General features: G+C 71.9%; 25 protein-coding genes and 1 tRNA gene. 9 read left to right on the forward strand and 17 right to left on the reverse strand.

Translation table 11 applies throughout. The features are described 5' to 3' along the window. Window positions 1-37 precede the first annotated feature (37 nt). The 4 genes from KVA01_RS01300 to KVA01_RS01315 all read left to right on the forward strand — a co-directional run bounded on the left by KVA01_RS01300 (window position 38) and on the right by KVA01_RS01315 (window position 4,068). Window positions 38-754: a LuxR C-terminal-related transcriptional regulator gene (locus KVA01_RS01300; RefSeq protein ID WP_141268610.1), complete on the forward strand. Its 717-nt coding sequence runs from the start codon at window positions 38-40 to the stop codon at window positions 752-754. 19 nt (window positions 755-773) lie between these two features. After that, window positions 774-2,081, forward strand: coding sequence for a sensor histidine kinase (locus KVA01_RS01305; RefSeq protein WP_233438720.1), 1,308 nt, complete (start codon window positions 774-776; stop codon window positions 2,079-2,081). Continuing rightward, window positions 2,078-3,118, forward strand: a complete 1,041-nt coding sequence (locus KVA01_RS01310; protein WP_233438721.1) for a hypothetical protein — start codon at window positions 2,078-2,080, stop codon at window positions 3,116-3,118. The genes KVA01_RS01305 and KVA01_RS01310 overlap by 4 nt, the downstream gene beginning before the upstream one ends. Window positions 3,119-3,225: 107 nt before the next feature. After that, the gene (locus KVA01_RS01315; RefSeq protein ID WP_141268612.1) at window positions 3,226-4,068 is read left to right on the forward strand and encodes a DNA-3-methyladenine glycosylase I; all 843 of its coding nucleotides are present in this window, start codon (window positions 3,226-3,228) and stop codon (window positions 4,066-4,068) included. A 66-nt stretch (window positions 4,069-4,134) separates the two neighbouring features. Here KVA01_RS01315 and KVA01_RS01320 read toward each other — a convergent pair whose 3' ends face one another. From KVA01_RS01320 to KVA01_RS01345, 6 genes are all read right to left on the reverse strand, one after another. After that, window positions 4,135-5,700 (reverse strand): dihydrolipoamide acetyltransferase family protein, encoded by a 1,566-nt coding sequence (locus tag KVA01_RS01320; protein WP_068469206.1) that lies wholly within the window; start codon window positions 5,698-5,700, stop codon window positions 4,135-4,137. 52 nt (window positions 5,701-5,752) lie between these two features. After that, window positions 5,753-6,727 carry an alpha-ketoacid dehydrogenase subunit beta gene (locus tag KVA01_RS01325; RefSeq protein ID WP_068469204.1) on the reverse strand — a complete coding sequence of 325 codons (975 nt, stop codon included), beginning with the start codon at window positions 6,725-6,727 and terminating at the stop codon, window positions 5,753-5,755. Continuing rightward, a complete protein-coding gene (locus KVA01_RS01330; protein ID WP_068469202.1) occupies window positions 6,724-7,905 on the reverse strand; it encodes a thiamine pyrophosphate-dependent enzyme in 1,182 nt (393 codons plus the stop codon). Before KVA01_RS01330 ends, KVA01_RS01325 begins: the two co-directional genes overlap by 4 nt. Before the next feature lie 112 nt (window positions 7,906-8,017). Then, the gene (locus KVA01_RS01335) at window positions 8,018-9,262 is read right to left on the reverse strand and encodes a histidinol-phosphate transaminase (RefSeq protein ID WP_082810329.1); all 1,245 of its coding nucleotides are present in this window, start codon (window positions 9,260-9,262) and stop codon (window positions 8,018-8,020) included. Window positions 9,263-9,304: 42 nt separating this feature from the next. Further along, window positions 9,305-11,353, reverse strand: a complete 2,049-nt coding sequence (locus tag KVA01_RS01340; protein ID WP_068469201.1) for an alpha/beta hydrolase family protein — start codon at window positions 11,351-11,353, stop codon at window positions 9,305-9,307. Further along, a complete protein-coding gene (locus KVA01_RS01345; protein ID WP_068469198.1) occupies window positions 11,350-11,850 on the reverse strand; it encodes a hypothetical protein in 501 nt (166 codons plus the stop codon). The genes KVA01_RS01340 and KVA01_RS01345 overlap by 4 nt, the downstream gene beginning before the upstream one ends. A gap of 189 nt (window positions 11,851-12,039) precedes the next feature. Here KVA01_RS01345 and purB point away from each other — a divergent pair, with 189 nt between their 5' ends. Further along, window positions 12,040-13,473, forward strand: a complete 1,434-nt coding sequence (purB, locus tag KVA01_RS01350; protein WP_141268614.1) for an adenylosuccinate lyase — start codon at window positions 12,040-12,042, stop codon at window positions 13,471-13,473. Here the strand turns inward: purB and KVA01_RS01355 are convergent. The 6 genes from KVA01_RS01355 to manA all read right to left on the reverse strand — a co-directional run bounded on the left by KVA01_RS01355 (window position 13,461) and on the right by manA (window position 18,281). Continuing rightward, entirely contained in the window at window positions 13,461-14,201 is a 741-nt protein-coding gene (locus KVA01_RS01355) for a glycerophosphodiester phosphodiesterase (protein WP_068469194.1), read from the reverse strand. The genes purB and KVA01_RS01355 overlap by 13 nt on opposite strands. Before the next feature lie 122 nt (window positions 14,202-14,323). Next, on the reverse strand, window positions 14,324-15,124 hold the full coding sequence (locus tag KVA01_RS01360) for a di- and tripeptidase (protein WP_068469192.1): 801 nt from the start codon (window positions 15,122-15,124) through the stop codon (window positions 14,324-14,326). Window positions 15,125-15,273: 149 nt separating this feature from the next. Further along, complete coding sequence (locus KVA01_RS01365; RefSeq protein WP_082810328.1) at window positions 15,274-15,612, reverse strand: acylphosphatase; 339 nt, start codon at window positions 15,610-15,612, stop codon at window positions 15,274-15,276. 84 nt (window positions 15,613-15,696) lie between these two features. Beyond that, window positions 15,697-16,359, reverse strand: a complete 663-nt coding sequence (locus KVA01_RS01370; RefSeq protein ID WP_068469190.1) for an SDR family oxidoreductase — start codon at window positions 16,357-16,359, stop codon at window positions 15,697-15,699. A gap of 99 nt (window positions 16,360-16,458) precedes the next feature. Then, window positions 16,459-17,037 carry a TetR/AcrR family transcriptional regulator gene (locus tag KVA01_RS01375; RefSeq protein ID WP_068469188.1) on the reverse strand — a complete coding sequence of 193 codons (579 nt, stop codon included), beginning with the start codon at window positions 17,035-17,037 and terminating at the stop codon, window positions 16,459-16,461. Window positions 17,038-17,135: 98 nt separating this feature from the next. Then, a complete protein-coding gene (gene manA / locus KVA01_RS01380; RefSeq protein WP_231860636.1) occupies window positions 17,136-18,281 on the reverse strand; it encodes a mannose-6-phosphate isomerase, class I in 1,146 nt (381 codons plus the stop codon). 135 nt (window positions 18,282-18,416) lie between these two features. Here manA and KVA01_RS01385 point away from each other — a divergent pair, with 135 nt between their 5' ends. Continuing rightward, the gene (locus KVA01_RS01385; RefSeq protein ID WP_068469184.1) at window positions 18,417-19,826 is read left to right on the forward strand and encodes a phosphomannomutase/phosphoglucomutase; all 1,410 of its coding nucleotides are present in this window, start codon (window positions 18,417-18,419) and stop codon (window positions 19,824-19,826) included. 92 nt (window positions 19,827-19,918) lie between these two features. On the opposite strand, the gene KVA01_RS01390 is transcribed toward KVA01_RS01385, so the two are convergent. From KVA01_RS01390 to KVA01_RS01400, 3 genes are all read right to left on the reverse strand, one after another. Next, on the reverse strand, window positions 19,919-21,106 hold the full coding sequence (locus KVA01_RS01390) for a globin domain-containing protein (RefSeq protein ID WP_068469182.1): 1,188 nt from the start codon (window positions 21,104-21,106) through the stop codon (window positions 19,919-19,921). Between the two features lie 56 nt (window positions 21,107-21,162). Continuing rightward, a complete protein-coding gene (locus KVA01_RS01395; protein WP_141268618.1) occupies window positions 21,163-21,648 on the reverse strand; it encodes an RrF2 family transcriptional regulator in 486 nt (161 codons plus the stop codon). 129 nt (window positions 21,649-21,777) lie between these two features. Next, entirely contained in the window at window positions 21,778-23,643 is a 1,866-nt protein-coding gene (locus KVA01_RS01400) for a phosphoenolpyruvate carboxykinase (GTP) (RefSeq protein ID WP_141268620.1), read from the reverse strand. A gap of 272 nt (window positions 23,644-23,915) precedes the next feature. Between KVA01_RS01400 and KVA01_RS01405 the strand changes: the two genes are divergently transcribed. The 3 genes from KVA01_RS01405 to KVA01_RS01415 all read left to right on the forward strand — a co-directional run bounded on the left by KVA01_RS01405 (window position 23,916) and on the right by KVA01_RS01415 (window position 25,445). Continuing rightward, window positions 23,916-23,988 (forward strand) — tRNA-Arg (locus KVA01_RS01405). A gap of 313 nt (window positions 23,989-24,301) precedes the next feature. Next, on the forward strand, window positions 24,302-25,168 hold the full coding sequence (locus KVA01_RS01410) for a GmrSD restriction endonuclease domain-containing protein (protein WP_082810327.1): 867 nt from the start codon (window positions 24,302-24,304) through the stop codon (window positions 25,166-25,168). A 22-nt stretch (window positions 25,169-25,190) separates the two neighbouring features. Further along, the gene (locus tag KVA01_RS01415; protein WP_068469174.1) at window positions 25,191-25,445 is read left to right on the forward strand and encodes a hypothetical protein; all 255 of its coding nucleotides are present in this window, start codon (window positions 25,191-25,193) and stop codon (window positions 25,443-25,445) included. Here the strand turns inward: KVA01_RS01415 and KVA01_RS01420 are convergent. Both KVA01_RS01420 and KVA01_RS01425 read right to left on the reverse strand, forming a co-directional pair. Then, window positions 25,427-25,948, reverse strand: a complete 522-nt coding sequence (locus KVA01_RS01420) for a SixA phosphatase family protein (RefSeq protein WP_068469172.1) — start codon at window positions 25,946-25,948, stop codon at window positions 25,427-25,429. The two genes, KVA01_RS01415 and KVA01_RS01420, sit on opposite strands and share 19 nt — an antisense overlap. A gap of 90 nt (window positions 25,949-26,038) precedes the next feature. After that, complete coding sequence (locus KVA01_RS01425; RefSeq protein ID WP_068469170.1) at window positions 26,039-26,839, reverse strand: winged helix-turn-helix domain-containing protein; 801 nt, start codon at window positions 26,837-26,839, stop codon at window positions 26,039-26,041. Window positions 26,840-26,873 lie beyond the last annotated feature (34 nt).

Consider the following 26,873-nt stretch of genomic DNA (forward strand, 5'->3'; position numbering starts at 1 on the left):
GGCTGGGACCTCACAGGGGAGTACGGAGGAACTCGTTATGCCTTCAACACTCGTCGCAGTTGTCGACGATCATGAAGTGGTCCGTGAGGGTGTTCGACTGGTGTCCATGACATCGCTCGCGGACGTGAAACTCGTGGGGTCTTCCGACTCCGTGTCCACGCTGCTGGACCAGCTGGGGCGGGATCCGGAGAATCCCGCGCTCACGGCGCAGGGTGCCAAGCGCATCGAGTGCGACGTCGTGCTGCTGGACCTCTCGCTCGCGGACAAGTCGCGTCCCGCGAGCAACGTGGAGCGGTTGCGCAGCGCGGGCATGAAGGTGCTGATCTTCAGCATCGGGGAGAACGCGGGCCTGATCCGCGAGGCCCTGCGCGCCGGTGCGCTCGGTCTGGTCCGCAAGTCGGACCCCCTGGAGCACGCCATCGAGGAAGCGCGCGCCATCGCGGACGGCAAGCCCGTCATCACCAAGGAACTGGCCGCGGCCATCGACGGCGACACCGAGTTCTCGCGCGCCGCGCTCTCACCGCGGGAGCGGGAGACCCTGCGGCTCTACGCCTCCGGCTTCGCACAGGTCCAGGTGGCCCGGCGCATGGGGATCAAGCAGTCCACGGTGAAGACGAACATCGACCGCATCCGGGAGAAGTACGCCCGCATCGGACGCCCCGCGCCCACGAAGATCGACCTGCGCATCCGCGCGATCGAGGACGGTCTGGTGGACCCCGAGGACGACGTGATCAGCGCCGAGAAGAAGCTGTGACCCCGGCGCAGCACACCGTGTGACCCTCCATACCGGGGCGGCCAACGACAGGGCCCGCTCGTACCGGCGGGTCAACATCCGGTTGCGGTGGAAGCGTTTCTTCGCCACCACCGCACCGGGTGAGCTGGGCCTGTACACCTACAGGGCCCACTACATGGCCATGATCGGCTTCGGGATCTTCGGAGTGGCCCACCTGATCGAGGTGCTGCCCATCTACGCCCAGCAGCAGCACATGCTGCAGGGGTGGTACGTGCTGTTCCTCGTGGCGCTGGCGGTGCTCACCGGGCTGACCCTCTTCTACGGGCTGCGGCACTCCGTGAGCCCGTGGGTCTTCGTCGCCTACACCACGGTGGTGGCGGCGGCGATCATCGCCCTTCCCCTCGCCTGGACCGGCGAGTCCATGCCGCAGAATCCGTGGATCTCCGGGTTCATCATCCTCGCGGTCGGGGCCGCCGCCGTGCTGTGGAGCGCCCGGGCCGCCCTGCTGTACATGTTCATGCTTGAAGCCGTATATGCGGTGATCGCCACCCACGTGGTCAGCGTGAACGCGAGTGCGGAGTCGTGGTTCGGCGCCGGGCTGGCCCGCATGCTCTTCGGTTCCGTGCTCGTCATGATCCTGACGTTCGGCAAGCGCGGCGTGGAGCGGCTGGACAGCAACTACGCGGACGCCCTCGCCCGGACGCTGGCCATGCACCGCAACCGCTCGGAGACCGCGGACCAGGAGCGGATCGACCGGCTCATCCACGACAACGTGATGGCCGCGCTGCTGGACGCCTCCCGCTCGCAGGGCGCGCTCTCGCGCCAGACCCGGCAGTTCGCGTCCCGCGCGCTCGATGTCCTCTCGGAGGAGTCCAGCCGCGCCACGGGCTCCCACACCGTGATGGTGCACGTGCTCATGGACGAGCTCATGGACGCCCTCGCCCCGTGGCGCACCCGCGTGCGCTTCACCAACCTGCGGGCGCCCATGCGACCCGTGGGCGAGCCCCGCGTGTTCGTGCCGGGCTACGTGGCCCACGGACTGACCCAGGCCGTCACGGAGGCGGTCTCGAACAGCGCCCGCCACTCGGGCAGCGAGGTCACCACGGTCTCCATGGAGGGCGAGCTGTGCGCCCCCACCCGGATCAACCCCGAGGGGTTCTACCTGCGCTTCACGATCAGCGACGACGGCCGCGGCTTCAACTACCACGACATCCCCGGCCGCCGGCTGGGCGTGCGCGTGTCCATCATGGAGAACATCGAGGCCATCGGGGGCAGCGTGGACCTGGACACCGCCCTCGGCCGGGGCACCAAGCTCACGCTGCTGTGGCCCAGGGACGCCGCCGCGTGAAGCGCCGGAAGAAGGGCGTGCCCCACGAGGTCTTCGCGCACCGCTACCTGCGGGTGATCGTGCTCCCGGCGTTCGCCGCCCCGTTCGTGGACGCCCTGGGACACCTGCGCTCCGCCTCCGGCAGGCAGGAGGAGTTCATCGTCTCGATGATCGCCTACGCGCTGGCCGGGCTGATGGTGTCCCTGCCCGCGTGGGACGGCTACCGCTTCCCCCTGCTCCCCACGGTGGTGGTGACCGTCCTCTTCCTCGTTGCCGCGCAGCAGGGCTACGCCGCCACACCGGTCACCCTGGACGCCGGTCAGACCCCTTGGTTCCACCTGGGCTTCATCGCGCTGCTCTTCGCCCTGGGAATGCGGCTGCGCCCGGGGTGGGCGTGCGCCGTGTGGCTCGGGGTCTCCGCCCTGTCCATCATGCGCTGGCCCACCGTGGACGGCGTCCTGCGCCCCATCGAGGCGTACCACGTGGTCGGGGCCGCGGTTCTGCTCGTCACCTGGATGGTCGAGCGGCAGTACAACAGCTTCATGGCCCGGCAGGAGGACACCCGGAAGATCCTGGAGGCGGCGCGCAGCAGCGACGAGGCCGAGAAGGACATGCGCGAGGCCTCGAGCCGGCGCGTGGACGAGGTGCGACGCCTCGCGGGCGGTCTGCTGGAACGGATCGCCCACGACACCTCCCCCGTCACCGACTACGACGCGCAGCAGTTCCGGCTCACCGAGGCGCAGCTGCGCGACAGCATCCGAGGGCGCTCCATCGCCACTCCGCACGTCCTCGAGATGACTCGCGCTGCCCGGGCCCGCGGGCTCACGGTGGACATCCTCGACGATCGGGGCAGCGCGCCGTCCGAGGCCGTCCTGGAGGCCACGGCGCAGCAGCTCGCGGAGGTCATCGCCCAGGCGGAGACCGGCATCATCACGGTGCGCGCTCTGCCCGAGGGGGACGCTGCCGCGGTGTTCATCGTCCACGACTGCCAGGACCCGGACGCGGACCCGGTGGCCATCGAGATCGAGGACGGCACGGGCGCCGTCTCCGTCTTCTGAGCCGAGCGCACTGCACAGGCGACCGCTCGGCGTCGTCGGCGGGCCGCGGATCCCCAGGCGGGCCGCTCGCCGGGGGAACGGCGGAGCGCCGCCCCTAGCGTGCTGGCATGACGACGGCCCCGCGGCCCAGCACCGCCACCGACACCGCCACTGCGCTCGCCCCCGCCCACGACGCCGCGCCCACCGTCCCGGACGAGGCCACCGGCCGCACGCCGAGAGTCCCCCGCGCATCGCCGGCCCCGGCCTCACACAGCGCGCCGGAGGCCCGCCCGTCCAGCGGAGCCGTGGCGTCTGCCCCGGGCACGCCACCCTCCGCACCGTCCGACGTCGAAACTGCCGCTGCCCCCTCCCGTGCCGCCTTCCGCGCGGTCCGGTGCGGGGACGGGCTGGACCGCTGCCCCTGGGCGCCGGCCACTCCGGGGGCGCTCGCGGACCACGACCTGGACTGGGGCGCGCGGCCCACGAGCGCGCACGGCTACTTCGCGGCGCTCACGCTGGAGCTCGTGGACTCGGGACTCGCGCGCTGGTCCCAGTCAGCGCGGCACGACGCCTGGTTCCTGCACATGGCCGGTCTGGATCCGGCGCGCGTGGCCCTCCTCGACGACGACGACGTGGACGACCTCCTCGACGTCCCGGAGCTGATCCGCAACCGGTCGAAGATCGAGGCCGTGGTCCGCAACGCGCGGGCCTGCGAGGACTGGGAGGTCGCCGACTGGGAAACGCTCCTCACGGACGCGGAGGTGCCGCCGCCCGGCCCGCCCCCGGAGACCTCGCGGGACCTGCCCGACAGCACCGAGGCCTCCCGCAGGCTCGCTCTCGTGCTGCGCGCCAGCGGGTTCGGGCTGGTGGGACCGGTCACGGCGCACCGGTGGCTCCAGCGGATCGGACGCGCCCCGGGGCACGTGCGCGGCTGCTTCCGCCAGGCCCCGGACCCGGAGTTGACCTCCTGAGCCCGCAACACCGCTGCACCGCGGCCCCGTGCTTCGAGTGCCGCGGTGCCGCGGGGCCGCCACGCGTCAGTCGAGCAGCAGCGCCGGCTCCTCGAGGATCCGGGCGACGTCCGCCATGAACCGGGCGGAGAGGTCCCCGTCCACCACGCGGTGGTCGAAGGACCCGGCCAGCGTGGTGATCCAGCGCGGGATCACGTCCCCGTCCACGACCCACGGCTTCTGCTTGATGGTCCCGAACGCCACGATGGCCGCTTCACCGGGGTTGATGATGGGTGTGCCGGAGTCGATGCCCAGGGCACCGATGTTCGTGATCGACAGCGTCCCGCCCTGCATGTCCCCGGGCTGGGTACGTCCGGCCCGGGCGGTCTGGGTCAGCTCGTGCAGCGCGATCGCCAGTTCGCGCAGGCTCAGGTCCTGGGCGTCCTTGATGTTGGGCACCAGCAGACCGCGCGGGGTGGCGGCGGCGATGCCGAGGTTCATGTACCGCTTGATGACGATCTCGCTGTCGGTCCACGTGGCGTTGACCTGCGGGTTGCGCGCGGCCGCCCAGATCACGGCCTTCGCGAGGATCAGCAGCGGCGTGACCTTCACGCCCTCGAAGTGCGGGGACTGCTTCAGCCGCTTGACGAACTCCATGGTCCGGCTGGCGTCCACGTCCACGAAGATCGACACGTGCGGCGCACTGAACGCGGACTTCACCATGTTGCGGGCCGTGGCCTTGCGGACGCCCTTCACCGGGATGCGCTCCTCGCGGGCGTCGCGGGCCCGGTCCGTGGAGCTCCAGAAGGTGTCCGGCCCGTCCTCGACCTCCCGCGCGTGCGCCGCGTAGGCGAGCAGGTCGCGCTTGGTGACCTGACCGCCGTCGCCCGTGGCGCGGACGTCCGCGAGGTCGATGCCCATCTCCTTCGCGGCCTTGCGCACCGGCGGCTTGGCGAGGTTCGGGCGGCGCGGGATCGAGGCCGAGGCAGGGGTCTGCTCCGCCGGCTCCTCCCGGGACTTCCACCACGTCTCACTGCGGTCGCGGATCTTGCCCGCCTTCTCCGCGAGGTCCGCGGCCGCCGTGCCGATCCCCGAGAGCCGGTCCGCCCAGCCCTGCTTCCGGGCCGCCTCCGGGTCCGGATCCGGCTCCGGCGTGGTCCCGCCGCCGCTGAGGCCCTGGGGCGCCTCGGCGTCGGTGCGCATGCCCACGCGGGTACGACGCCGCCGCCGCACCGGGTCCGCCTTGGGCCCGGAGCCCACGAGGGCCTTGCCCTCGGAGGAGTCCATGCTCGTGCCGGTCCCGGAGGTGATGTCCTCCTCCGCCCGTTCCACGGGAGCCACCGGCTCGGCCGCCAGGCCGTTCTCCGGTGCGGAGCCCGTGTAGCCGGGGTCCGTGGCGCCGGCGGGGGCGTCGTCGGCCGTGCTGACCGCGATGATCGGGGTGCCCACCTCCACGGTCCGGCCCTCGGCCACCATGATCTCCTGCACGGTCCCCGCGAACGGGGAGGGCAGCTCCACGACCGACTTGGCGGTCTCGATCTCCACCAGCACCTGGTTGACCGTGACGGTGTCCCCCTCGGACACCTTCCAGGCGAGGATGTCGGCCTCGGTCAGCCCCTCGCCCACGTCCGGAAGCGTGAAAACCTGTGACATGTCGTCTCCCTCGTACACCGTGGCCCCGGGTGGGGGTCGCGGCGTGGCTGCTCTAGTAGGCGAAGGACCGGTCGAGTGCTTCGAGCACGCGGTCCAGGTCCGGGACGTAGTGGTCCTCCACGGCTGCGGGAGGATACGGCAGGTGGTACGCGCCCACCCGCAGCACGGGTGCCTCGAGCGAGTAGAAGGCCCGCTCGGTGACGCGCGCGGCGATCTCCCCGCCCAGGCCCCCGAACGTCGGGGCCTCGTGCGCGATCACCAGGCGGCCCGTCTTGCGCACGGAGGCCGTGACGGTGTCGAAGTCCACCGGCGAGAGACTGCGCAGGTCGATCACCTCCACGCTGCGGCCGTCCTCCTGGGCGGCCTGCGCGGCGGCGAGCGCCACCGGGACCAGCGGGCCCCACGCGACGACGGTGGCCTCGTGGCCCTCCCGGATCACGGACGCGCTGAACGGGTCCCCCGGGGAGGTCGTCTCGTCCACGTCCCCCTTGAGCCAGTAGCGGCGCTTGGGCTCGAAGATGATCACGGGGTCGTCGCACGCGATGGCCTGCTGGGACATCCAGTAGGCGTCCTGCGCGTTGGAGGGCGCCAGGATGCGCAGCCCCGCGGTGTGGGCGAACAGCGCCTCCGGGGACTCCGAGTGGTGCTCGACCGAGCCGATGACCCCGCCGTAGGGGATGCGGATGGTCACGGGCACGGTGAGCCGCCCGTCCGAGCGCGCGTGGATCTTGGCGAGCTGGGTGGTGATCTGGTTGAAGGCGGGGAACGTGAAGCCGTCGAACTGGATCTCGCACACGGGCCGGTAGCCGCGTTCCGCGAGGCCCACCGCGGTGCCCACGATCCCGGCTTCACCGAGCGGGGTGTCGAGCACGCGGTGCGCGCCGAACCGGCTCTTGAGCCCCTCCGTCACGCGGTACACGCCGCCCAGCGAGCCGATGTCCTCCCCCATGAGCATGACCTTGGGGTTCTCCTCCATGGCCCGCGCGAGGCCGGCGTTGATGGCCTTGGCCACGGTCATCTGTGTCATGCGCCGGTCCCTCCGGTCTCGGTGTCCCGCGGGTCGTCCTGCGTGGTGAAGCCGGCCTGGTAGTCCAGGTACTCGGCGCGCTCCGCCTCGACGAGCGAGTGGGGCTCGGCGTAGGCCTTGGCGAAGGACTCCTCGAACGCGGGCGGGGTCATCGCGAGGACCTCCGCGCGCAGCTCGTGCGCCAGCTCGTCGTTCTCGCGGGCCACGGTCTCGAAGAACTCGTCGTCGACGTCGTGGTGGGTGCGCAGGTGCACCCGCAGCCGCTCGATGGGGTCCAGGTGGCCCCACTCGTCCTCCTCGTCCCGCTCGCGGTACTTGGTGGGGTCGTCCGCCGTGGTGTGGGCGCCCATGCGGTAGGTCTCGGCCTCGATCAGCACGGGCCCCTCCCCCGCGCGCAGCTTCTCGAGCGCGTAGCGGGTCGCGGCGACGACGCCCAGGACGTCGTTGCCGTCCACGCGCAGCCCCTCGAAGCCGTAGCCCGCGGCGCGGGTGGCCAGAGGCACGCGGGACTGCGTGGCGAACGGCACGGAGATGGCCCACTGGTTGTTCTGGATGAAGAACAGCACGGGCGCGTCGTAGGAGGCCGCGAAGACCATCGACTCGTGGATCTCACCCTCGGTGCTCGCACCGTCTCCGAAGTACGCCACGACGGCCTCCGGCTCCGTCTCCGGCGGCGTGCCCTCGCTCTCCGCGGCGCGCCGGTCCAGGGCGGTGCCCATGGCGTAGCCGACGGCGTGCGGCACCTGGGAGGCGAGCACCATGGTGTACAGGTTCATCTGGTGCTCCTCGGGATCCCACCCCCCGGCGGTGATCCCGCGGAACAGCTGCATGAGCTCCGCCGGGCGGACACCGCGCTCGAACGCCACGGCGTGCTCACGGTAGGACGGGAAGAGCCGGTCGGTGGGCCGCGTGGGCCACGCCGAGCCCACCTGGGCCGCCTCCTGGCCACGCAGGGGGACCCACAGCACCAGCTGCCCCTGGCGCTGCAGGGACGTGCCTTCCTTGTCCACCCGGCGCGCGGCCGTCATGGAGCGGTAGAGGTGCTGGAGGTCCTCCAGGGTGAGGTCCTCGACGTACGGGGACAGTGCCGGGTCCTCCCGCACCTCACCGCGCTCGTCCAGGAGCTGGTGCCGCGGGAGCGTGCCGGCCGCGGCGTCGTGGTGGCTGGGTGCTGTCATGTGGGGTCTCGATCCTTCCGCAGTGGTGCCGCCCGCCGCTTCCGCGGACGAGGGCTCCGGGGTGCTGGCGGGCCTCGGTGCTCGGGGTCCTGTGTTCTTCACGGTCCCGGTCTCACCCGCCCACGACGGGCATGGTGCTGGGGTGCGGGAACTCGGCGCACACCTCCAGGAAACGCGTGTTCGCCTCCGGCTCCCCGATGCTGACGCGCACGCCCTCCGCACCGAAGCGCCGGACGGACAGCGCGTGCTCGTCGCACACCCGGGCGAACGCCTCGCTGTGCTCCCCGAGCGGCAACCACACGAAGTTGGCCTGGGTCTCAGGGTACTGCCAGCCCAGTTCCGTGAGGCTCCGCAGCACCCTGTCGCGCTCGTCCACCACGCGCTGCACGCGCTCCTGCACCTGGTCGATGTTCTCGATCGACGCCACGGCGGCCAGCTGCGCGACCTCGGTCACTCCAAAGGCGGGCGCGCTCCGGCGCAGGTACCGGGTGACCTCCTGCTGGGCCACGGTGTATCCCACCCGCAGCCCCGCCAGCCCGTGGGCCTTGGAGAAGGTGCGCAGCGAGACCACGTTCGGGTGCTCCCGGTAGAGCTCGATGCCGTCCGCCAGCCCATCGAGGCGCTGGAACTCGGTGTACGCCTCGTCCACGACGACCACCACGTGGGACGGAACCTTCCCCAGGAACTCCCGCACGGCGTCGTCGCGCAGGCTGGGGCCCGTGGGGTTGTTGGGGGTGCACAGCAGGACCACGCGGGTGCGGTCCGTGACGGCGGCGGCCATGGCGTCGAGGTCGTGGGAGCCGTCCGGGAGGTTGGGCACCTGCACGCTCGTGGCCCCGGCCAAGCCCACGGAGATGGGGTAGGCCTCGAAGGAGCGCCACGCGTAGACCACCTCGTCCGGGCGGCCGTCCTCCCCCGTCCCCGCGAACGCGGCGAGGAGCTGGTTGAGTGCACCGAGGCTGCCCGCCCCGGCCACGATGTCCTCGGCGGGAACCCCCAGGTGCGCGGAGAGCGCCTCGCGCACGGCGGTGGCCGCCGGGTCCGGGTAGCGGTTGAAGGCGTCGAAGGAGGCCAGTGCCTCGCGCACCGCAGGGACGGCGCCGAACGGGTTCTCGTTGGAGGCGAGCTTGTAGGCCACCAGCCCCGGCACCTCGCTCGCGGGCTTGCCGGCCGCGTAGGCCGGGAGCCTGCCCAGGGCGGCGCGCGGTGTGATGCACCTCGTGCTCTGCGTCCCGTCCGAGCCCTCCGATGCCTCGGTCCCCGTTGCGGAGCCTGAAACCGCCGAGGCACCCGGCCCGTCGGGGGTGACGGGCTCCCCGGGGGTGGCCGGTCCGGAGGCGGTCGCCGAATTCTCCATAGGTGCCATGCTAGCGCCCGGGATGCCCGGAAGAACGGTGCGTCAGCGCTGCTCCCACCCTTCGTAGACGTAGGTCTCGGTGCGCGTGCCCGCTCCGTGGGGGATCGCCTCCGCGAGTCGCCGTTCGTGCTCCGCGACCGCGGGGTGGTGGGACCGCGAGATCCCCTGGGCCCCCAGCGTGTACAGGTTCATCTCGTGCGCCTTCACGCCCCGGAGACCGTCCTTGGTGGTGGCGCCCTCGTAGGGGGTGTTCACCCGCACCGTGGAGCGGTGCGCGCCGTCCGGGTTGGGCACGCCGTCCAGCGTGGGGACGAGGTCGTCCACGTGCTCCACCGCCATCACGGACGTCTCCTCCGGGATGGCGAAGTCCCCCACGGGCGCGCCGTAGGTGGTGACCGCCTGCACGTCGTAGAGACCGCGGAACGCGCTGTTCGCCGCGAGCCCCGCGGCGTCGATCCCGCCCAGGCTGTGGCCGGAGAGCACGACGCTGTCCCCCTGCCGGATGCCGGCGTCCCGCAGGGCCTGCACCGCCATCCGCTGGGCCTGCGGGAGGTCCGCGAGCGCAGCGTCGCGCGTGGCGGTCATGCCGTCCGCAATGCCCTTGAGATCGTGGACGCCCAGCCCGTCCACCCACGCCTCCGTGCCGGTGAGGACCACGGAGTACGCGCTGTGGCCCTGGGCGTCCGTGGCCTTCTGCACCATCACGGTGCTGTTCTCGAACGGTTCGCCGTCCGGTCCCGCTCCGGAGACGATGTTCTTGGCGTCCTTGAGCGTGGCCGCCGTGCCCGCCAGGGTGGTGGGCACGGTCCCGGTCGAGGCCACCCCGGAGGGCAGCGCCCGCCCCGGCGCGGCGGTCATGCGGTGCGCCGCCGCGTTGGCCGGGCTCAGGCCGGTGAAGACCTCGCGCTTCGCCGTTCGCAGCCCCATCGGCATGAGCCACGGCCGCAGAGCGTCCTTCCCGGTGTGGGACATCTTCTCCGCCGCGCTCAGCAGCCGGCCGGTGCTGCGCGTGGAGAACCAGGTCGGCAGGAGCCCCGCGGCCGCACCCGTCAGGCCCGCGAGGGGGAAGAGAACACACTGGGCGGAGGCCGTGGCCTTGACGGGAAAACTCGACGTGGACCAGTCGGCAGGCTCCGCGGACGCGTCGAGCTCCGCGCCGTAGTCGGTCAGCAGGTCCACGGCCTTCCAGCGCAGGAACTCTCCCAGCGTCACGCCCGACGACGACGCCGCGCCGGGCCCCGCGGTCGGGGCGCCCGCCCCTTCCGGCGCCGTCGTGCTCCCAGCGGCCCCGGCAGCGTCCACACCCTCCGCACCGTCCGGCGTGGACAGCCGCAGCTGCAGCCCCGCGTCCAGGATGTCGTCGAGCCCCAGGGGGCGGATGATCGCATCCGTGCCGCGCGGCCCGCCGCCCCGCACGAGGATGCCGAAGCCGGAGATGCTCACGCGCTCACCGAACTCCGCCACCGAGTCCACGCCGGCCCGGGCGAACGCGACGTCCAGGTCCTCCACGGTGCGCGAGGCCTCCCGCGCCACCGCAGCGCCGGCCGCACCGAGCGGCGAGTCCAGCAGGGCCGACGAGAAGGACCCGGTGAGGGCGTTCTCGGTCAGCTCGTAGCGGCTCAAGGCCAGACCGAGGCGCCCGGCGGTGCCGAGCGTCCCCTCGACCACGCCCAGCAGGTCCCGGCCCGCGACAAGGCCCAGGGTCACGGCACCGTCGATCTGCGGCTGACCGCTCAGCGACCACAGTTCGAGCTCCGCGGTGACGGGCACGAGCCCGGCCGTCGTGGCTCCCATGTCCTCGACCACCCGGGCCAGCACCACTGCCGCCTCGTGGATCACCGCGGTGTCCACGCGGACGGCCCCCGCCTCCTCCCCGGCGGAACCGGGTGCAGCGGTCGGGCCCGCGGACCCGCCGTAGACCTCCATGCTCTCGGTGGCACCCTCCACCGCCGCGGCGACCGTTGCAGGGTCCTCGAAACCCTCCGCCGCGGGACGCGCAGCGCCGTCACCGCCGTAGAGGAGGTCCTGGAGGTCCTCGGCGCGCCCCTCGACCTCCGTGACGTCCGGGGCGGTCCCCCTCGCGCCGCTCACGCGGCGGCCTCCGTCCCATTCCCGACGACGCCGCCCGCGGCAGCGGGGGCGACGGCCAGCCCCGGCGCGGTGGCTCCCCGTGCGGCGGCTCCCGGCGCAGCTGCTCCCAGAGCGGCGGTGCCCAGCGCGGAGGCGAGGGCACCGGCGAGTCCCCCGCCGAGCTCGGCCAGCGCTTCGACCGCCCGGATGCGCTCTCCCAGCCCCGCGGCGGCGAGCCTCACGAGCTCGGCGGCCTGTCGCAGCGTCTCCGCACCTTGCCTGGTGTCCGTCCCGTGCCGCTGCGCCCGGGCCTCGAAGGCCCGCGAGCCCGGACCCGTCCAGCCCTCCTGGCGCGCCACGACGGCCAGACGGGAGGCGAGGTCCTCGAGCTGCTGCGCCGCGGCGTCGTACCGGGCGGCGAGTCCGTGCAGCCGCTCCTCCACCTGGGAGGCGAGCGCCCAGGGTGCCGTGCCCAGCGGCATCGTGACCGGCGCAGCGGCGCTCGCGGTGGGGATCATGGCCGTGTCCTTTCCTGGCCCTCCGGCGGGTGCGGGGGTGCCACGGGCTCACGCTAGAAGGCGCCGCGAGCGCCGTGACGGGATCGGACCACAGGTGTGCGCGGGTGCTTCGAGCGGGGTGGGACGGCAGCGGGTGTGCAGTGCGCTCGCCGCGGTGGGACGCGGAGCCGCCGTGGAAGAATGAGGGCCATGTCGAACACCCCGCAGACCCTTCCCTCCGGACGAGTGGCCCTGGGCCAGCAGGAGCCCGCCATCGCGCTCGGGCCGCTGGACGGCCGCTACCGTCCCCAGACCGCCGTGCTGGTGGACTTCCTCTCGGAGGCGGCGCTGAACCGCGAGCGCGTGCACGTGGAGGTCGAGTGGTTCATCCACCTGTGCGAGCAGCGCGCGCTGCCGGGTCTCGAGCCCCTGGGTGAGCGGGAGAAGTCCGGGCTGCGCGCGCTCGTGACCTCGTTCGACGCCGCCGCCGTGGCCGAGCTCGCCGGGCTGGAGGCCGTCACGGTGCACGACGTCAAGGCGGTGGAGTACTACATCGGACGCCGGCTGCCCGAGCTGGGCCTCGAGCACCTGACCCCGCTCGTGCACTTCGCGTGCACCTCGGAGGACATCAACAACCTCTCCTACGCCCTGGGCGTGAAGGACGCCGTGGAGCAGGCGTGGCTGCCCGCCGCCCGCGGTCTCGTGGAGGCCGTCTCCGCCATGGCACGCGAGTCCAAGGCCACCCCCATGCTCTCCCACACGCACGGCCAGCCGGCCACGCCCACCACGCTCGGCAAGGAGCTCGCGGTCTTCGCGCACCGGCTCGAGCGCCAGGTGCGCCGAGTGGCGGGGACCGAGTTCCTGGGCAAGATCAACGGGGCCACCGGCACGTTCGCGGCGCACGCCGCCGCGGCCCCGGGGACCGACTGGCCGGAGATCTCCCGCTCCTTCGTGACCGGTCTGGGGCTCACCTGGAACCCGCTGACCACGCAGATCGAGTCCCACGACTGGCAGGCCGAGCTGTACTCGGACGTCTCCCGGTTCAACCGGATCCTGCACAACCTCTGCACGGACGTGTGGTCCTACATCTCGATCGGCTACTTCCAGCAGATCCCCGTGGAGGGCGCCACCGGTTCCTCCACCATGCCGCACAAGGTCAACCCCATCCGCTTCGAGAACGCGGAGGCCAACGCGGAGATCTCGTGCTCCCTGCTGGACACCCTCGCCACCACGCTCGTGACCTCGCGCTGGCAGCGAGACCTCACGGACTCCTCCTCGCAGCGCAACATCGGGGTGGCCTTCGGGCACTCCCTGCTCGCGATCTCCAACGTGGTCAAGGGCCTCGACCGCCTGGACGTGGCCGAGGAGACGCTCGCCGCGGACCTCGACGCCAACTGGGAGGTGCTCGGCGAGGCCGTGCAGACCGCCATGCGCGCGGAGGCGATCGCCGGGCGCGAGGGCATGGACAACCCCTACGAGCGGCTCAAGGAGCTGACCCGCGGGCACCGCGTGGATGCCGCGCGCATGCGCGAGTTCATCGCCGGTCTGGGTCTCTCGGACGACGCCGCTCGGCGCCTGAGCGAGCTCACTCCCGGCGGCTACACGGGCCTGGCCGAGCAGCTCGTGGACGGCTACGGGGTCTGATCCTCGGACGTTCGAATCACGGAGGCCCACTCCGTGATGTGGGCCCGCACGAATCCAATGCCCGGGCCGGCGAGCGGCAGCTGGGCGGCAGGCACGGGCGAGGACGTCGACGCCGCCCTCCCCGAGAGGTTCTCCCGCTCCCGTTCACCGGAGTTCTCGTCCACCAGCTGGCACACCACGGCGGGTGCCGCGCGTTCGAGGAGGTGGCTCACGGCGTCGGCGTCGAAGCTCATGAGGGACACGAGCACCGTCCCGAGCCTGCCGGTGCGCGGATCCCACCCCCGGCGCTCGAGCAGTGCGAGCAGCGCGTCCTCGAGTCCCCGACCGCGCGGGCTCGGGTGCTTCATCTCCACCGCGAGCCCCACGGGGCGGCCGGCGGCGAGCAGCAGGTCCAGGAGCTCATCCAGGGTCATGAACTGCTCCCCCGCGGCGCCGTGCGTGTCCGGAACGGCCACGCCCTTCCAGGAGGAGTAGTCGACGTTGCGCAGCTGGGCGAGCGTGTGGTCCGCCAGCGCGCCGAGGCCGTCGGAGGTGCGGCCCAGCTGGGCGTCGTGGTGCAGCACCAGGTGACCGTCGCTCGAGAGGTGGACGTCGCACTCCACGCCGTCCGCACCGTCCGCCAGGGCCTCGACGAACGCGGCCCGGGTCAGCTCCGGGAAGCTCGCGGAGGAACCCCGGTGCGCGTAGACGAGCGGGGGTGACGGATGGGAACGCACGGGGAGAGCCACCCGTCCAGGGTACGAGCCACGGGCCTGCCGTGTCTGCCCGGGCCACGGGCCGCGGCCCGGACAGCACCGCGCCCCGAGAGGCCTGAGCCGTCCCGGGGCGCAGCGGAGGACTGCTCGTCGTGTCAGTCCTTCTGGTCCTTGCCGGACTCCACGGCGGGGTCCTGGGCCACGGTGGTGCCGCCGTCGATCTTCCCGGCCCGGTCCCCGGCGGTCAGCCCGGCAGGGAACTGCGCGGGGAAGTCGCCGAAGGCATCGCGCGAGGCCTTGATGACCTGGCGGGCCATGGCGAGGTTGGCGCCGCCACCCACCACGGCACCGATGCCGAAGGGCAGGGCGCGGCCCAGCACCGCACCGGTCTGGCGGGCGAGGAAGCGCTTGACGAACATGCTGCGGATGGTGTGGCCGATGTCGAACTTCTTGGAGTCCGCTCCGGACTTCCCGAGCAGCAGACCCCACTTGCCCCCGAGGTTCTTGCTCGTGGACGAGTTGGCGAGCAGCTGGCCCATCAGGGCGTTGCCGTCCTCGCCGAGCATCAGGGCCATGACCATGGTCCGGTTCTGCTGCTCGTCCTCCGGCTCCACGCCGTGCAGCTCCGCGACCGCCTGCGCGTAGAGCGCGGTGGCCTCGAGGTAGCCGGCCACTGCCACGGTGGACAGGCCCAGGGAGGCGATGGTGCCGATGCCGGGGACCGCCGCGGTGGCGCCCACTGCGCCGCCGCCCACCGTCACGAAGCGCACGTAGAGCTTCTGGGCACGGCGGGCGATCTGCTCGGGGGTCTCGTCCGGGTGCGCCCGGCGTTCATGCTTGATCATCTTGACCACCCAGGGCTGCTGGATGCGCAGCGCGTGGTCCAAGAACTTGTTCACCCCGGGCTTGGGCTTGCCGCTCTCGTCAAATGCCTTGTTCAGGGGGTTGGGGGCCATCGACGTCCACTCCTCGACACGGGTAGCTCTGCTCCGGCGGATCCCACCGGACTCATCACGATCACTATTCCACAGTGCGCTGAGCTTTCCCCGGGGTGTTTTCCCTCAGCGCACGAGATGCCCCGGCAGGTCCCCGGGCACCTCGCCGGTCAGTGCGTGCTGAACTCCGTGAACGCGTTGCTCGCGGGGCCGAAGTGCTCGTCCACGGTGATCACGGCACCGGGAGTGTCCCGGGAGATCAGCGCCTGCAGGAACTTGCCCGTCGCCCACCGGGGGCCTTCGGCAATCACGCTCACCGTGCCGTCGTCGTTGTTGGTGGCGCTGCCCACGAGCCCGAGCTCCTGGGCCTGCCACCAGCACCAGTGGCGGAAGCCCACGCCCTGCACGGTGCCGTGGACCACGGCGCTCAGGCCGATGGTCTCGTTGAGGTCCATGGGCTCGGGGGCCCGCCCGGACGCGGGCTGCGGGTGGATAGAGGGCATCTGCATGCTTCCAGGATAGAAGAAGGCCCGGCCCGCGCGCGTCCGGGGAGGACGTCGCGCGGGCCGGGCCGCACCTCAGGAGCGGGTGCCTCAGGCGAGGCCGTCGATGGCCTCCGCGATGGGGGTGTCACCGTCCGCGAACTCGATGAACTTCCCGATGGTGCCCTCGGGGTCCGTGAGGACGCGGGCGGCCACGAGGGCCACGTTGCCGCGGGAGGTGTTGCGGTTGCCGTCCCCGCTCGCACGGCCCAGGGTGATCTTGCCGGAGGCGTCGTCGCTGGTGAGCACGCCCGGGCCGAGGATGGTCCAGTTCAGGGAGCTGGCGCGCAGGTGGTCGTCCGCGTCCGCCTTGGACTGGGCGTAGGCGTAGAAGTCGTCGTCCTCCGGGACACCGTGGTCCTGGCCAGCGCCCATGTAGGACACCATCACGTAGTGCTTGACGCCCGCGGCCTCCGCGGCGTCCATGGAGCGGATGGCGGCGTCGCGGTCCACGGCGTAGGTGCGCTCGGCGGACCCCCCGCCGGCACCGGCGGACCACACGACGGCGTCCTGCCCGGAGAACAGCTCGGTCAGAGCGGCCACGTCCATCTGCTGGACGTCCGCGACCACGGGCTTGGCGCCGGTGTCCTCGATGTCCTGGCTCTGCTCCTCCTTGCGGATCACGGAGTTGACGGTCTCGCCCTGGCTGGAGAGCAGTCGGTTCAGCTGCAGCGCCACCTTGCCGTGGCCGCCGATGATCGTGATCTCAGACATTGCTGGTCCTTCCTGTCGCGACGATGCGCCGGTGAACGGTGCGTCTCGGATCCGGTACAGCGCCCTGCCGCGCCGGATTATTCCGACGACGCCGGCACGTCACCAGCCCGGCGTCGGGGCCGTGAGGCCCTCGGCCAGCTCCCGCAGCAGGCACCGCAGGTCCACGTCCGGCCGCAGCCGCAGCGCGTCCGCGATCATCCCGACCAGCCCGTGGGCCACGAACCGGTCCCGCGGCCCGTCCGCGCTGCCCGAGGGGTCCCCCACCGGCTCCGCGCGGCGCCGCCGCTCCTGGTGCAGCTCGCTCACGGCGTGGTCCACCACGGCGTCCCGGGCGGCGGCGCTCGCGGGAGCGGAGAGCACGCTGCGGTAGTACTGCCGGTGGTGCGTCATGTGGGCGACGATCGGGACGAGAACGGTGTGCCATGCACTGTCCTCCGGTGCGGAGCCGGAACCGGCAGGAGCCGCGGGACCGGGCACGGGCACCGCGTCGCGCAGCAGCCACTGCGTGGCGCTGCGCATCACCTCGTCCCGCGAGCCGAAGTTCTCGTAGACGGCCTTGCGGCTCACGCCGGCGGCCGTGGCGATCTCGGTCATGCCCATGGCGGGCCCACCGCGCGATGCCAGTGCCACCGCGGCCTCGACCACCGCTGCGCGGGTCCGTTCGATCCGCCGGTCCATGCGTCCTCCCGTGACGAGGCCTGAATTCTTGACCCCGCCATTCAACGCGTCCCGCGCGAGCGCCGCGACAGCCTAAAGGGTGAGATCGCGGCGGCGGTTCACCCCTCGCGGGCGGGTGCCGCCGCCACGAGGAAGACCTGTCCGGAGCCCTCGACCGTCACGGTGGTGGGGCCGTCCAGGCAGATCAGGGACTCGCCCGCGGCGGCCCGGAGCCCGCCCGGGGCCACCGTGACCTCGCCCTCCGTCACGAGCACCATGCACGTGCCCGCGAGCTCCCGGCGCACCGGAGCGCCGGGGGCCACCCGCGCGGCGGTGAGCGTGACGGCGGGGTCCCACAGGGGGTAGTGGACCACGCCGTCGGACTCGGGCCGGGGTTCGAACACCTCCACCGGCTCGGCGGTCCGGGACATGATCCGCAGCAGCTCGGGCACGTCCACGTGCTTGGGCGTGAGGCCCGCGCGCAGCACGTTGTCCGAGCAGGCCATGATCTCCACCGCCGTGCCGCTGAGGTACGCGTGCACCTGCTGCGCGGGGGTGAACAGCGCCTGTCCGGGATCCAGGTGCACCACGTTCATGCACAGCGCTACGAGCAGACCGCGGTCGCCGGGGTAATGGTGGGAGAGCAGGCTGGTGAGGGCGGCGGCGCGCTGCACGGGGTCCCCGTGCGGGGACAGTTCCCGGGGGACGCCCTCCGCGTCCGCCAGCCGCGCGGCGGCGGTGACGGTCGCGCGGACGGCCGCCGCGGCGTCGTCGTCGGGCAGCTCGAGGGCGTGCTGCACGGGACAGTCGGCGGCCGCCGCCTCCGCGAGCCACGGCAGCTGAAGCCGCTCGGCCAGCCGGGCGAGGTCCCTGCGCTGCCGCTGCCCCACGAGCAGCCACATCTCGGAGAGGGCGACGACGGTCTCGGGCTTGGCGCGCTCGTCCTTGTAGTTGCGGCGCGGCGAGTCCAGCGGCACCCCCGCGCGGTCCTCCCGCGCGTACCCCTCGCGCGCCTGCTCGGTGGAGGGGTGGACCTGGATGGACAGCGGCGCGGCGATGGCCAGGATCTTCAGCAGGAAGGGAAGGTGCGGGGCCACCTCGTGCAGCCCGCGGGAGGAGCCGCCCACTTCCACGTGGGACGGTGCGCTCGGGTGGGCCCCCATCCACAGCTCCGCCTCGGGATCGGAGGTGGGGGTGGAGCGCCCCTGCATGGTCGCGAGCACCGAGCAGGAGCCCCACGCGTAGTGCTGGATCGGATTGCTCATCCTCAGGAACTCGGCCATGTCGCACATGTAACCACAGCACCCCGGGAAAACCCGGGCGCCCCGGCGGCACCGGGGCCCAAGTGGGGACGCCCCACCTGGGCGGTTCCAGGGAGCGCCTCCCGTAGAATCCGAACGGTGACCACAGATCTTTCATCATCATTCAAGGCATACGACGTCCGCGGGATCGTGGGCGAGAGCATCACGACCGAGAGCGTGCGCGCCACGGGCGCGGCGTTCGTGGACATCCTGGGCCTGACGGGCTCGGGCGTGGTGGTCGGCGGGGACATGCGCCCCTCGTCCCCCGAGTTCGTGGCGGCCTTCGCCGAGGGTGCCACGCGGCGCGGCGCGGACGTCACCGTGATCGGGAACATCTCCACGGACGAGCTGTACTTCGCGTGCGGCGTCCTGGACTGCGCGGGGGCCACCTTCACGGCCAGCCACAACCCCGCCGAGTACAACGGCATCAAGATGGCCAAGGCCGGTGCCGTCCCGGTCTCCTCGGACACCGGGCTCTACGAGATCCGTGACACCGCCCAGGGCTACCTGGACGCCGGCGAGATCCCCGCGGCGGACCGACAGGGCACCGTGTCCGAGAAGGACGTGCTCGGCGACTACGCCCGCTACCTGCGCTCCCTCGTGGACCTCTCCGGAATCCGTCACCTGAAGGTCGTGGTGGACGCCGGCAACGGCATGGCCGGCCTGACCACCCCCGCGGTGCTCGGCAACACCCTGCTGGAGGCGCTGCCCCTGGAGATCGAGCCCCTGTACTTCGAGCTGGACGGCACGTTCCCCAACCACCCGGCCAACCCGCTCGAGCCGGCCAACCTGGTGGACCTGCAGACCGCCGTCCGCGAGCACGGCGCGGATATCGGCCTCGCGTTCGACGGGGACGCGGACCGCTGCTTCGTGGTGGACCAGAACGGCGACCCGGTCTCGCCCTCCGCCGTGGCGGCCATCGTCGCGGAGCGCGAGATCGCCCGCGCCCAGGCCTCCGGCGAGGAGCACCCCGTGGTGATCCACAACCTCATCACCTCCAGGGCGGTGCCCGAGCTGATCGAGGCCAACGGCGGGCGTGCCGTGCGCACCCGCGTGGGCCACTCCTTCATCAAGGCCGTCATGGCCTCCGAGCACGCCGTCTTCGGGGGCGAGCACTCGGCGCACTACTACTTCAAGGACTTCTTCAACGCGGACACCGGGATGCTCGCCGCCATGCACGTGCTGGCCGCCCTGGGCGAGCAGGAGAAGCCCCTGAGCGAGCTGATGGACCGCTACGACCCGTACGTGGCCTCCGGGGAGATCAACTCGCAGATCGAGGACAAGGCCGCCGCCGTGGACCGCGTCCGCGCGCACTTCGCCGCCACGGACCCGGCCGTCACGGTCGAGGACATGGACGGCACCACGTTCACCCACCCGCAGCAGGGCTGGTGGTTCAACCTGCGCCCGTCCAACACCGAGCCGTTCCTGCGCCTGAACGTCGAGGCCCCGGACGCCGCCGCCATGGAGGCCGTGCGGAACACCGTCCTGGGCCTCGTGCGCGAGGGCTGAGCCCCGTTCCAGAGAGACCCAGCGGGTACGACGACGCCGCGCAACCGGTTCCGGTTGCGCGGCGTCGTCCTGTGCGGCCCGGCGGATGCGGCTCAGGCGTCCGCGGTGCGTGCCTCGTCGTGGAGCATCCACAGGTCCGGGCCGAAGATCTCATAGTGGATCGCACGGCCGGGCATCCCGCCGGCGACGAGCTGGGAGCGCACCGACTGCATGAAGGCCAGGGGCCCGCACATGAAGACCTCCGCGCCCTGCGGGATCTCGACCTGGGAGACGTCCATGTGGCCGTCGAAGTCGCCCTCGCCCGGGACACCGAGCCACGAGACGAGCCGGGCGTTCGGGAGCTTCGAGACGTAGTCCCGCACGATCTCCCGCCCCGGCCAGGCGGCCTCGGAGCGGTCCGCGTGGAGCACGAGCACCTCGCGCTCGGGGTCCTCGCGCACGAGCTGGTCCAGGAACGCGATCACGGGCGTGATGCCGATGCCTGCGGAGACGAGCACGAGCGGGCCGTGGAACTGCGGGTCCAGGGTGACGTCCCCGTACGGGTTGGAGATCTCCAGGACGTCTCCCACGGCAATGTCCCGGTGCAGGATGGGCGTGACCTCGCCCTGGGGATCCTCGCGCACCACGATCCGGCGGTGGCCGGGATCGCTCGGCACGAGCGTGAACTGGCGCGGCTGGCGCAGTCCGTCCTCCACCACCACCTGGATGGAGACGTACTGCCCCGCCACGGACGGGGTCATGGGGGTCTCGTCCGCCGGTTCGAACTCGAAGGCGAGAACACCCTCTGCGACCTGCTCCTTGGAGATCAGGCGGAAGGGCGCGAACATGACGTCGTTGGCCTGCTGCGCGTAGAGCCCCTTCTCGATCTTGATGAGGGCGTCCGCCATGAGCCAGTAGACCTCGTCCCATGCCGCCACGACCTCGGGGGTGGCGGCGTCCCCCAGGTCCGCGGCGATCGCACCGAACAGGTGCTCGTGCACCGTGGGGTACTCGTCCGGCAGCAGCCCCAGGGACGTGTGCTTGTGGGCCACGCGGGAGAGCACCTCGTCCGGGTACGAGTCCGGGTGGTTGAGCAGGTGGGAGGCGAACATCGCGATGGAGCCGGCCAGGGCCTGCGGCTGCGTCCCGTTCTTCTGGTTCGCACGGCTGAACATGCCGTCCAGGAGGTCCGGGCGGGCCTCGAACATGGACCGGTAGAACACCGGGGTGATGTCGGGGATGCGCTCGGCAATGGTGCCGATGGTCGCTTCGATGACCGGGCGTGACTTCTCGGACAGCATGGTGGCTTCCTCTCGTCGAGACGTGACGGAAGCCAATCTAGCATTCGGAATGCTACTTAAATAGCGAAAGGCGACGTTCCCGAACCCGGCCCCTGCGTGGGGGGACGCAGCCCGAGCTGCACGGCGATCGGTCCCACCTGGCGCGGGTTCACGAGTTCGGCGATGCTCACCGTGTCCAGCTCGCGGTAGAAGGCCTCGCGGGCGTTCGCGAGCGCCCTGCGCAGCCGGCACCCGTGGTTCAGGGGGCACGCCGCCTCGTCCGCCTCACACTCCACGATGGCGGTGTCCGCCTCCAGCACGCGCAGCACCTGCCCCACCCGTGCCTCGCGCCCCTCCTCCGTGAGCATCACGCCGCCGGAGCGCCCGCGCTGCGAGCACAGCAGGCCCATGCTCCGCAACCTCGCCACCGTCTTCGCCACGTGGTTGTACGGGGCGCCCACCCCGTCCGCGATGCGCTGGGTGGACAGCATCGTCTCCGGGTCCAGGCCGCCCATGAGCAGCAGCACCCGCAGCGCGATGTCCGAAAAAGCCGTCAGCCGCACAGTCGTCCCTTCATGACGGGCCGCCCTCTTCCACGGATGGCGACGCCGCGCGGCCTGTTTGGCCGCGCGGCGCGATCATACCGGTGACGACTCCGTGCTCCGTAACGGACCGGGCCGCCGGCCGTGGACTCAGCCGTTGCGCAGACGCTCCTCGAGGCCGGCGCGCTGCTCGAGGATGACCTCCGGGACGTCCTTGAGGCGGGCGAACCACTCGTCGATCCCGGGCAGCTCGTGGAGCCACTCGTCCGCGTCCACCTTCAGGGCGGCGTCGAGCTCCTCGTCCGAGATCTCCAGACCCGTGAGGTCCAGGTCCTCCTTGCTCGGAAGGATGCCCACCGGGGTCTCGTGGCCGCCCGCGGTGCCCTTGAGGCGCTCCACGATCCACTTGACCACGCGCGAGTTCTCACCGAAACCGGGCCACGCGAAGCCGCCGTCCGGCGTACGCCGGAACCAGTTCACGTAGTAGATCCGCGGCATGTTCTCCTCGCCCATGCGGGCGCCGGTGTCCAGCCAGTGCTCCAGGTAGTCGTTCGCGTTGTAGCCGATGAACGGGAGCATGGCCATGGGGTCGCGGCGCACCACGCCCACCGCGCCCTTGGCGGCGGCGGTGGTCTCCGAGGAGAGCGTGGCGCCCTGGAAGACACCGTGCTCCCAGCCGAAGGACTCGGAGACCAGCGGGACCGTGGTCTTGCGGCGGCCGCCGAAGATGATGGCCGACAGCGGCACGCCCTCGGGGTCGTCGTACTCCGGCGCGAGGATCTCCACCTGCTTGATGGGGGTGCAGAAGCGCGAGTTCGGGTGCGCGGCAGGACGCCCGGACTCCGGGGTCCAGTCGTTGCCCTTCCAGTCCGTGAGGTGCTCGGGGACCTCGTCGGTCATACCCTCCCACCACACGCCGCCGTCGTCGGTCAGCGCCACGTTCGTGAAGATCGTGTTGCCGCGGGCGATCGCATGCATCGCGTTCGGGTTGGTGGACCAGCCGGTGCCGGGAGCCACACCGAACAGGCCGGCCTCCGGGTTGACCACGCGCGGGGTGTGGTCCTTGCCGAAACGGATCCAGGCGATGTCGTCCCCGACCATCTCGGCCTTCCAACCGGGCACGGTGGGTTCGAGCATCGCGAAGTTGGTCTTGCCGCACGCGGAGGGGAACGCCGCGGCGATGAAGCGGGAGTCGCCCTCCGGGTCCGTGACCTTGAGGATCAGCATGTGCTCGGCCAGCCAGCCCTCGTCGTGGGCGATCGCGGAGGCGATGCGCAGCGCGTAGCACTTCTTGCCCAGCAGGGCGTTGCCGCCGTAGCCGGAGCCGAAGGACCAGATAGCGCGGTCCTCGGGGAACTGGACGATGTACTTGGCCGGGTTGCACGGCCAGGGGACGTCCTCCTCGCCCGGCTGCAGCGGGGCGCCCAGGGAGTGCACGCACTCCACGAACGGTGCCTGGTCCCGAGACATCTTCTCGAGCACCGGCGTGCCGATGGTCGCCATGATGCGCATGGAGCACACCACGTACGGGGAGTCGGTGATCTCCACGCCGTACTGGGGCTTCGTGGCGTCCAGGGAGCCCATCACGAACGGGATGACGTACATGGTGCGACCGCGCATGGCCCCGGAGAAGCGCTTCTCGAGCGTCTCCTTCATGACCCGCGGGTCCTCCCAGTTGTTCGTGGGGCCCGCGCCCTTCTCCGTCTTGGTGCAGATGAAGGTGCGCTCCTCAACGCGGGCGACGTCCTCGGGGTTCGAGAACGCGGCGAAGGAGTTGGGGAACTTGTCCTCGGAGAGCCGCACGAGAGTGCCCGCCTCGACCATCTGGTCCGTCAGCTGCGTCCACTCCGCCTCCGAGCCGTCCGTCCAGTGGATGCGGTCCGGCGTGGCCAGCTCGGCGATCTCACGCACCCAGTCCGTCAGTGCGCGGTAGTCCGTGGGGGGATTCTCGAGCGTCTCCTGGACCTCTGGGGCCAGTTCGCGGGTGCCGGTGGTTGCCGTGGTGTTGTCAGCCATTGACATGTCTCCTCATTGAGGCCGTCGTGCGTTCCGCGCCCCTGCGGATCCGGATGTCGCTCGGGTGGCTCACCACGTCGCCGTGGGAGGGTTCCAGGACACCAGGACCGCCAGGGTTGCGCGTGGGTGTGCGGGCAGTCTATCGCGGCGGACCCCGCGGGCCCGAGAGTTACACCACACCGGCAAACCGTGCCGCGGCAGAGGATTTGTCGCCGGGGGAACGCGGGTGTAAGTTGTTACCCGTTGCAACGGCCACGGTCGCTGCAGCAAGGGCGCCTGTAGCTCAACGGATAGAGCATCTGACTACGGATCAGAAGGTTGTAGGTTCGAATCCTATCGGGCGCACCGCAGAAGGGCCCCACATCCAGCTGGATGTGGGGCCCTTTGTCGTTCACCGCGCCGCCGGCGCCACCAGGATCGAGGCCCCACCCTGTCTTCCCCCCGCACCGTCCCCGCCCGCAGCATCACCCTCGGGGCCCTCGCCCTGGCACTCGTGCTGTCCGGGTGCTCCGCACCGGCCGACGGGCCGACGACGCCGCCCGCGGCGAGCGCGCCGCCGTCCGCCACCGCTCCCACCTCCAGCGGGGGCACGGCGTCGCCGAGCGCCACCGCGTCGCCCAGCCCCGCGGCGTCGTCGGCGCAGGCCACGGATGACGCCGTGCGCAATGCCGCCGACGGCACCGCCCTCGCGGCCCTGGGCACCCTGCCCGTGAAGGGCAGGGCCCCCAAGACCGGCTACTCGCGGGACGAGTTCGGGCCGCGCTGGGCGGACACGGACCACAACGGCTGCGACACCCGCAACGACGTGCTGCGCCGGGACCTCACGGGCATCACGGTGACCCCCGGCACGCACGGCTGCAAGGTGCGCACCGGGACGCTGCTCAGCCCCTACTCCGGCGGCACCGTGGACTTCCTCGCGGGCCAGGACACGAGTTCCCAGGTGCAGATCGACCACGTGGTGGCGCTGTCCGACGCGTGGCAGAAGGGCGCCCAGCAGCTCGACGCCGCCCGGCGCACGGCGCTCGCCAACGACCCCCTGAACCTGCTGGCCGTGGACGGGCCCGCCAACAACCGGAAGTCGGACGGGGACGCCGCCACCTGGCTGCCGCCGGCCGCCGGCGAGCGCTGCGAGTACGTGGCCACGCAGATCGCCGTGAAGCAGCGCTACGAGCTGTGGGTCACGGACGCCGAGAAGCAGGCCATGGTGAAGGTCCTGGACACGTGCCCGGAGCAGACCGTTCCCGGGGCCCGCGCGGTCCCCGCTCCGGTGGACGCCCCCGCGGAGAGTGCGGCGCAGGAACCGGGCGCGCAGGCACCTGCCGAGCAGGCTCCCGCGGCGGGCGGGGCAGGGAACGCCCCCGGCAGCGCCCAGGCCCCGGCCGCGGGGCAGGGCACGGACGTCTACTACGCGCGCTGCGCCGAGGCGCGCGCCGCGGGTGCCGCACCCCTGTACGCCGGCTCGCCCGGGTACCGCACCGGCCTGGACGGGGACGGTGACGGCGCAGCCTGTGAGGCCAAGAACTGATCACCGGAGGAGTGGATCACCCGTGAGACCTTTCCGACGCACGATCACCGCACTGTGGACCACCGCCGCCATGCTGGCCGGCCTGACCGCCGTGCTCTGGGGCACCGCGGCCCTGGGCATCCTCCTGCTGCCGGACGACGACGGTCTGGGCACCGCGTTCGTCGGCATCTACCTGCTCGTGCTGGGCCTGCTGTGCGCGGCGGCCGCCGCAGGGTTCGCGCTCCTCAGCCGGGCCCGCGCAGGGCGGAGCCGTCCGGGTCACACCTCCGGCGCGTAGAACTGCGTGAGCCGGGCGTCCGCACCGTCGAGCAATGCCCACTCCCCCGGCACCTCGAGCACCACGGTGCCCGCCGTGGGGAACCCCCCGGCCACGTCCATCATGGCGTCCTGCTCCGAGTCCCGAGACGCGAGCCGCAGGACGGCGTCCAGCACACCGGGCATGTGCGCGACCATCAGAAGAGTGCGCACCGTCTCCGGAACGTGGTTCACGGCCCCGACCAGCTGCGCGTCCGTGCCGTTGTAGAGCCCGTCCCACAGCTGCGGCGTGGGCGCCTTCTCCCCGAGCTCGTGGCACACCCACGTGACCGTCTGGCGCGTGCGTAGCGCGGGGGACGTGAGGATCATGTCCGGACCGGCGTGCTCCGCGAGCCACCGGCCCACCGCGGCGGCCTGCCGTGCGCCGCGCGGCATGAGCGGGCGGTCGTGGTCCGGCACGCCCCGCGGGAAGTCTGCCTCGCCGTGCCGCATGATCACCAGGTGCTTGAGGTCGTGGCGCGTCATGCCCGCCAGTCTGTCACGCACCGGGAACGACGACGACGCCGGGTCGGGGACCCGGCGTCGTCGTAGGTCGGCCCAGGGGGACCGAGGGTGTCAGATGGAGTACTCGGGGGCGGCCCAGACCACCACTTCCGGGTGGTCGTAGAACCGGTAGCCCTGACCGCGCACGGTGCGCACCGTGTTGGCCAGACGGCCGAGCTTGGAGCGCAGCCGGCGCACGTGGACGTCGATGGTGCGCTCGGACGGGACCTCGTCCGCATCCTCCCAGAGGTTGTCGAGCAGCTCGGTGCGGCCCACGGTGCGGGTGCCGTTCTCCACGAGGTAGTTCAGCAGCTCGAACTCGCGGTGCGTGAGGTTGAGCAGCTCCCCGTCCAGGAAGACCTCGCGGCGGGAGAGGTCGATCAGCACACCCACGCACTGGTGGTCGATCGCGCTGCCACCGCCGCTGGCGGGGAGGGGTGCGATCGGCTCGATCACGGGGTCCGTGAAGGTGGGATCACCCAGGGCGCTGCGCACGACCTCCAGGTCCGTGCCCTCGGCGTTGATCGGGGCGAGGGCCACGGCCGCGTAGGAGTCCGACTCGGGCACCGTGGCACTGATGTACTGCCGGATGTCCTGCACGAGCTGCACCAGGTTGATCCCCCGGTCCGCGGCGGCCTGCTCGTCCACGCCCACGTAGAGCACGAAGCCACGCGCCTCCGTGGGCTGCTGCTCCACGGCGGGGTGGGCCTCGGCGCGCACCTCCTGGCCGAACTCGGCGGAGACGGACCGGAGGTGCCGGTACTTCTCGGGCGTGCCGGACATGGCGTGGGCCCCTCGCTGGAGCGTGGTGGCCTGGGCAGCCCCCGCACGGTGCCGCTGCGAGATGTGGACGTACCCCGGTGCGCCTGACATTAGAACTCCTGCCTCGTGAAGCCCCGTTCCCGAG

It is taken from the genome of Kocuria varians (assembly GCF_006539885.1).
Classification (GTDB): domain Bacteria; phylum Actinomycetota; class Actinomycetes; order Actinomycetales; family Micrococcaceae; genus Kocuria; species Kocuria varians.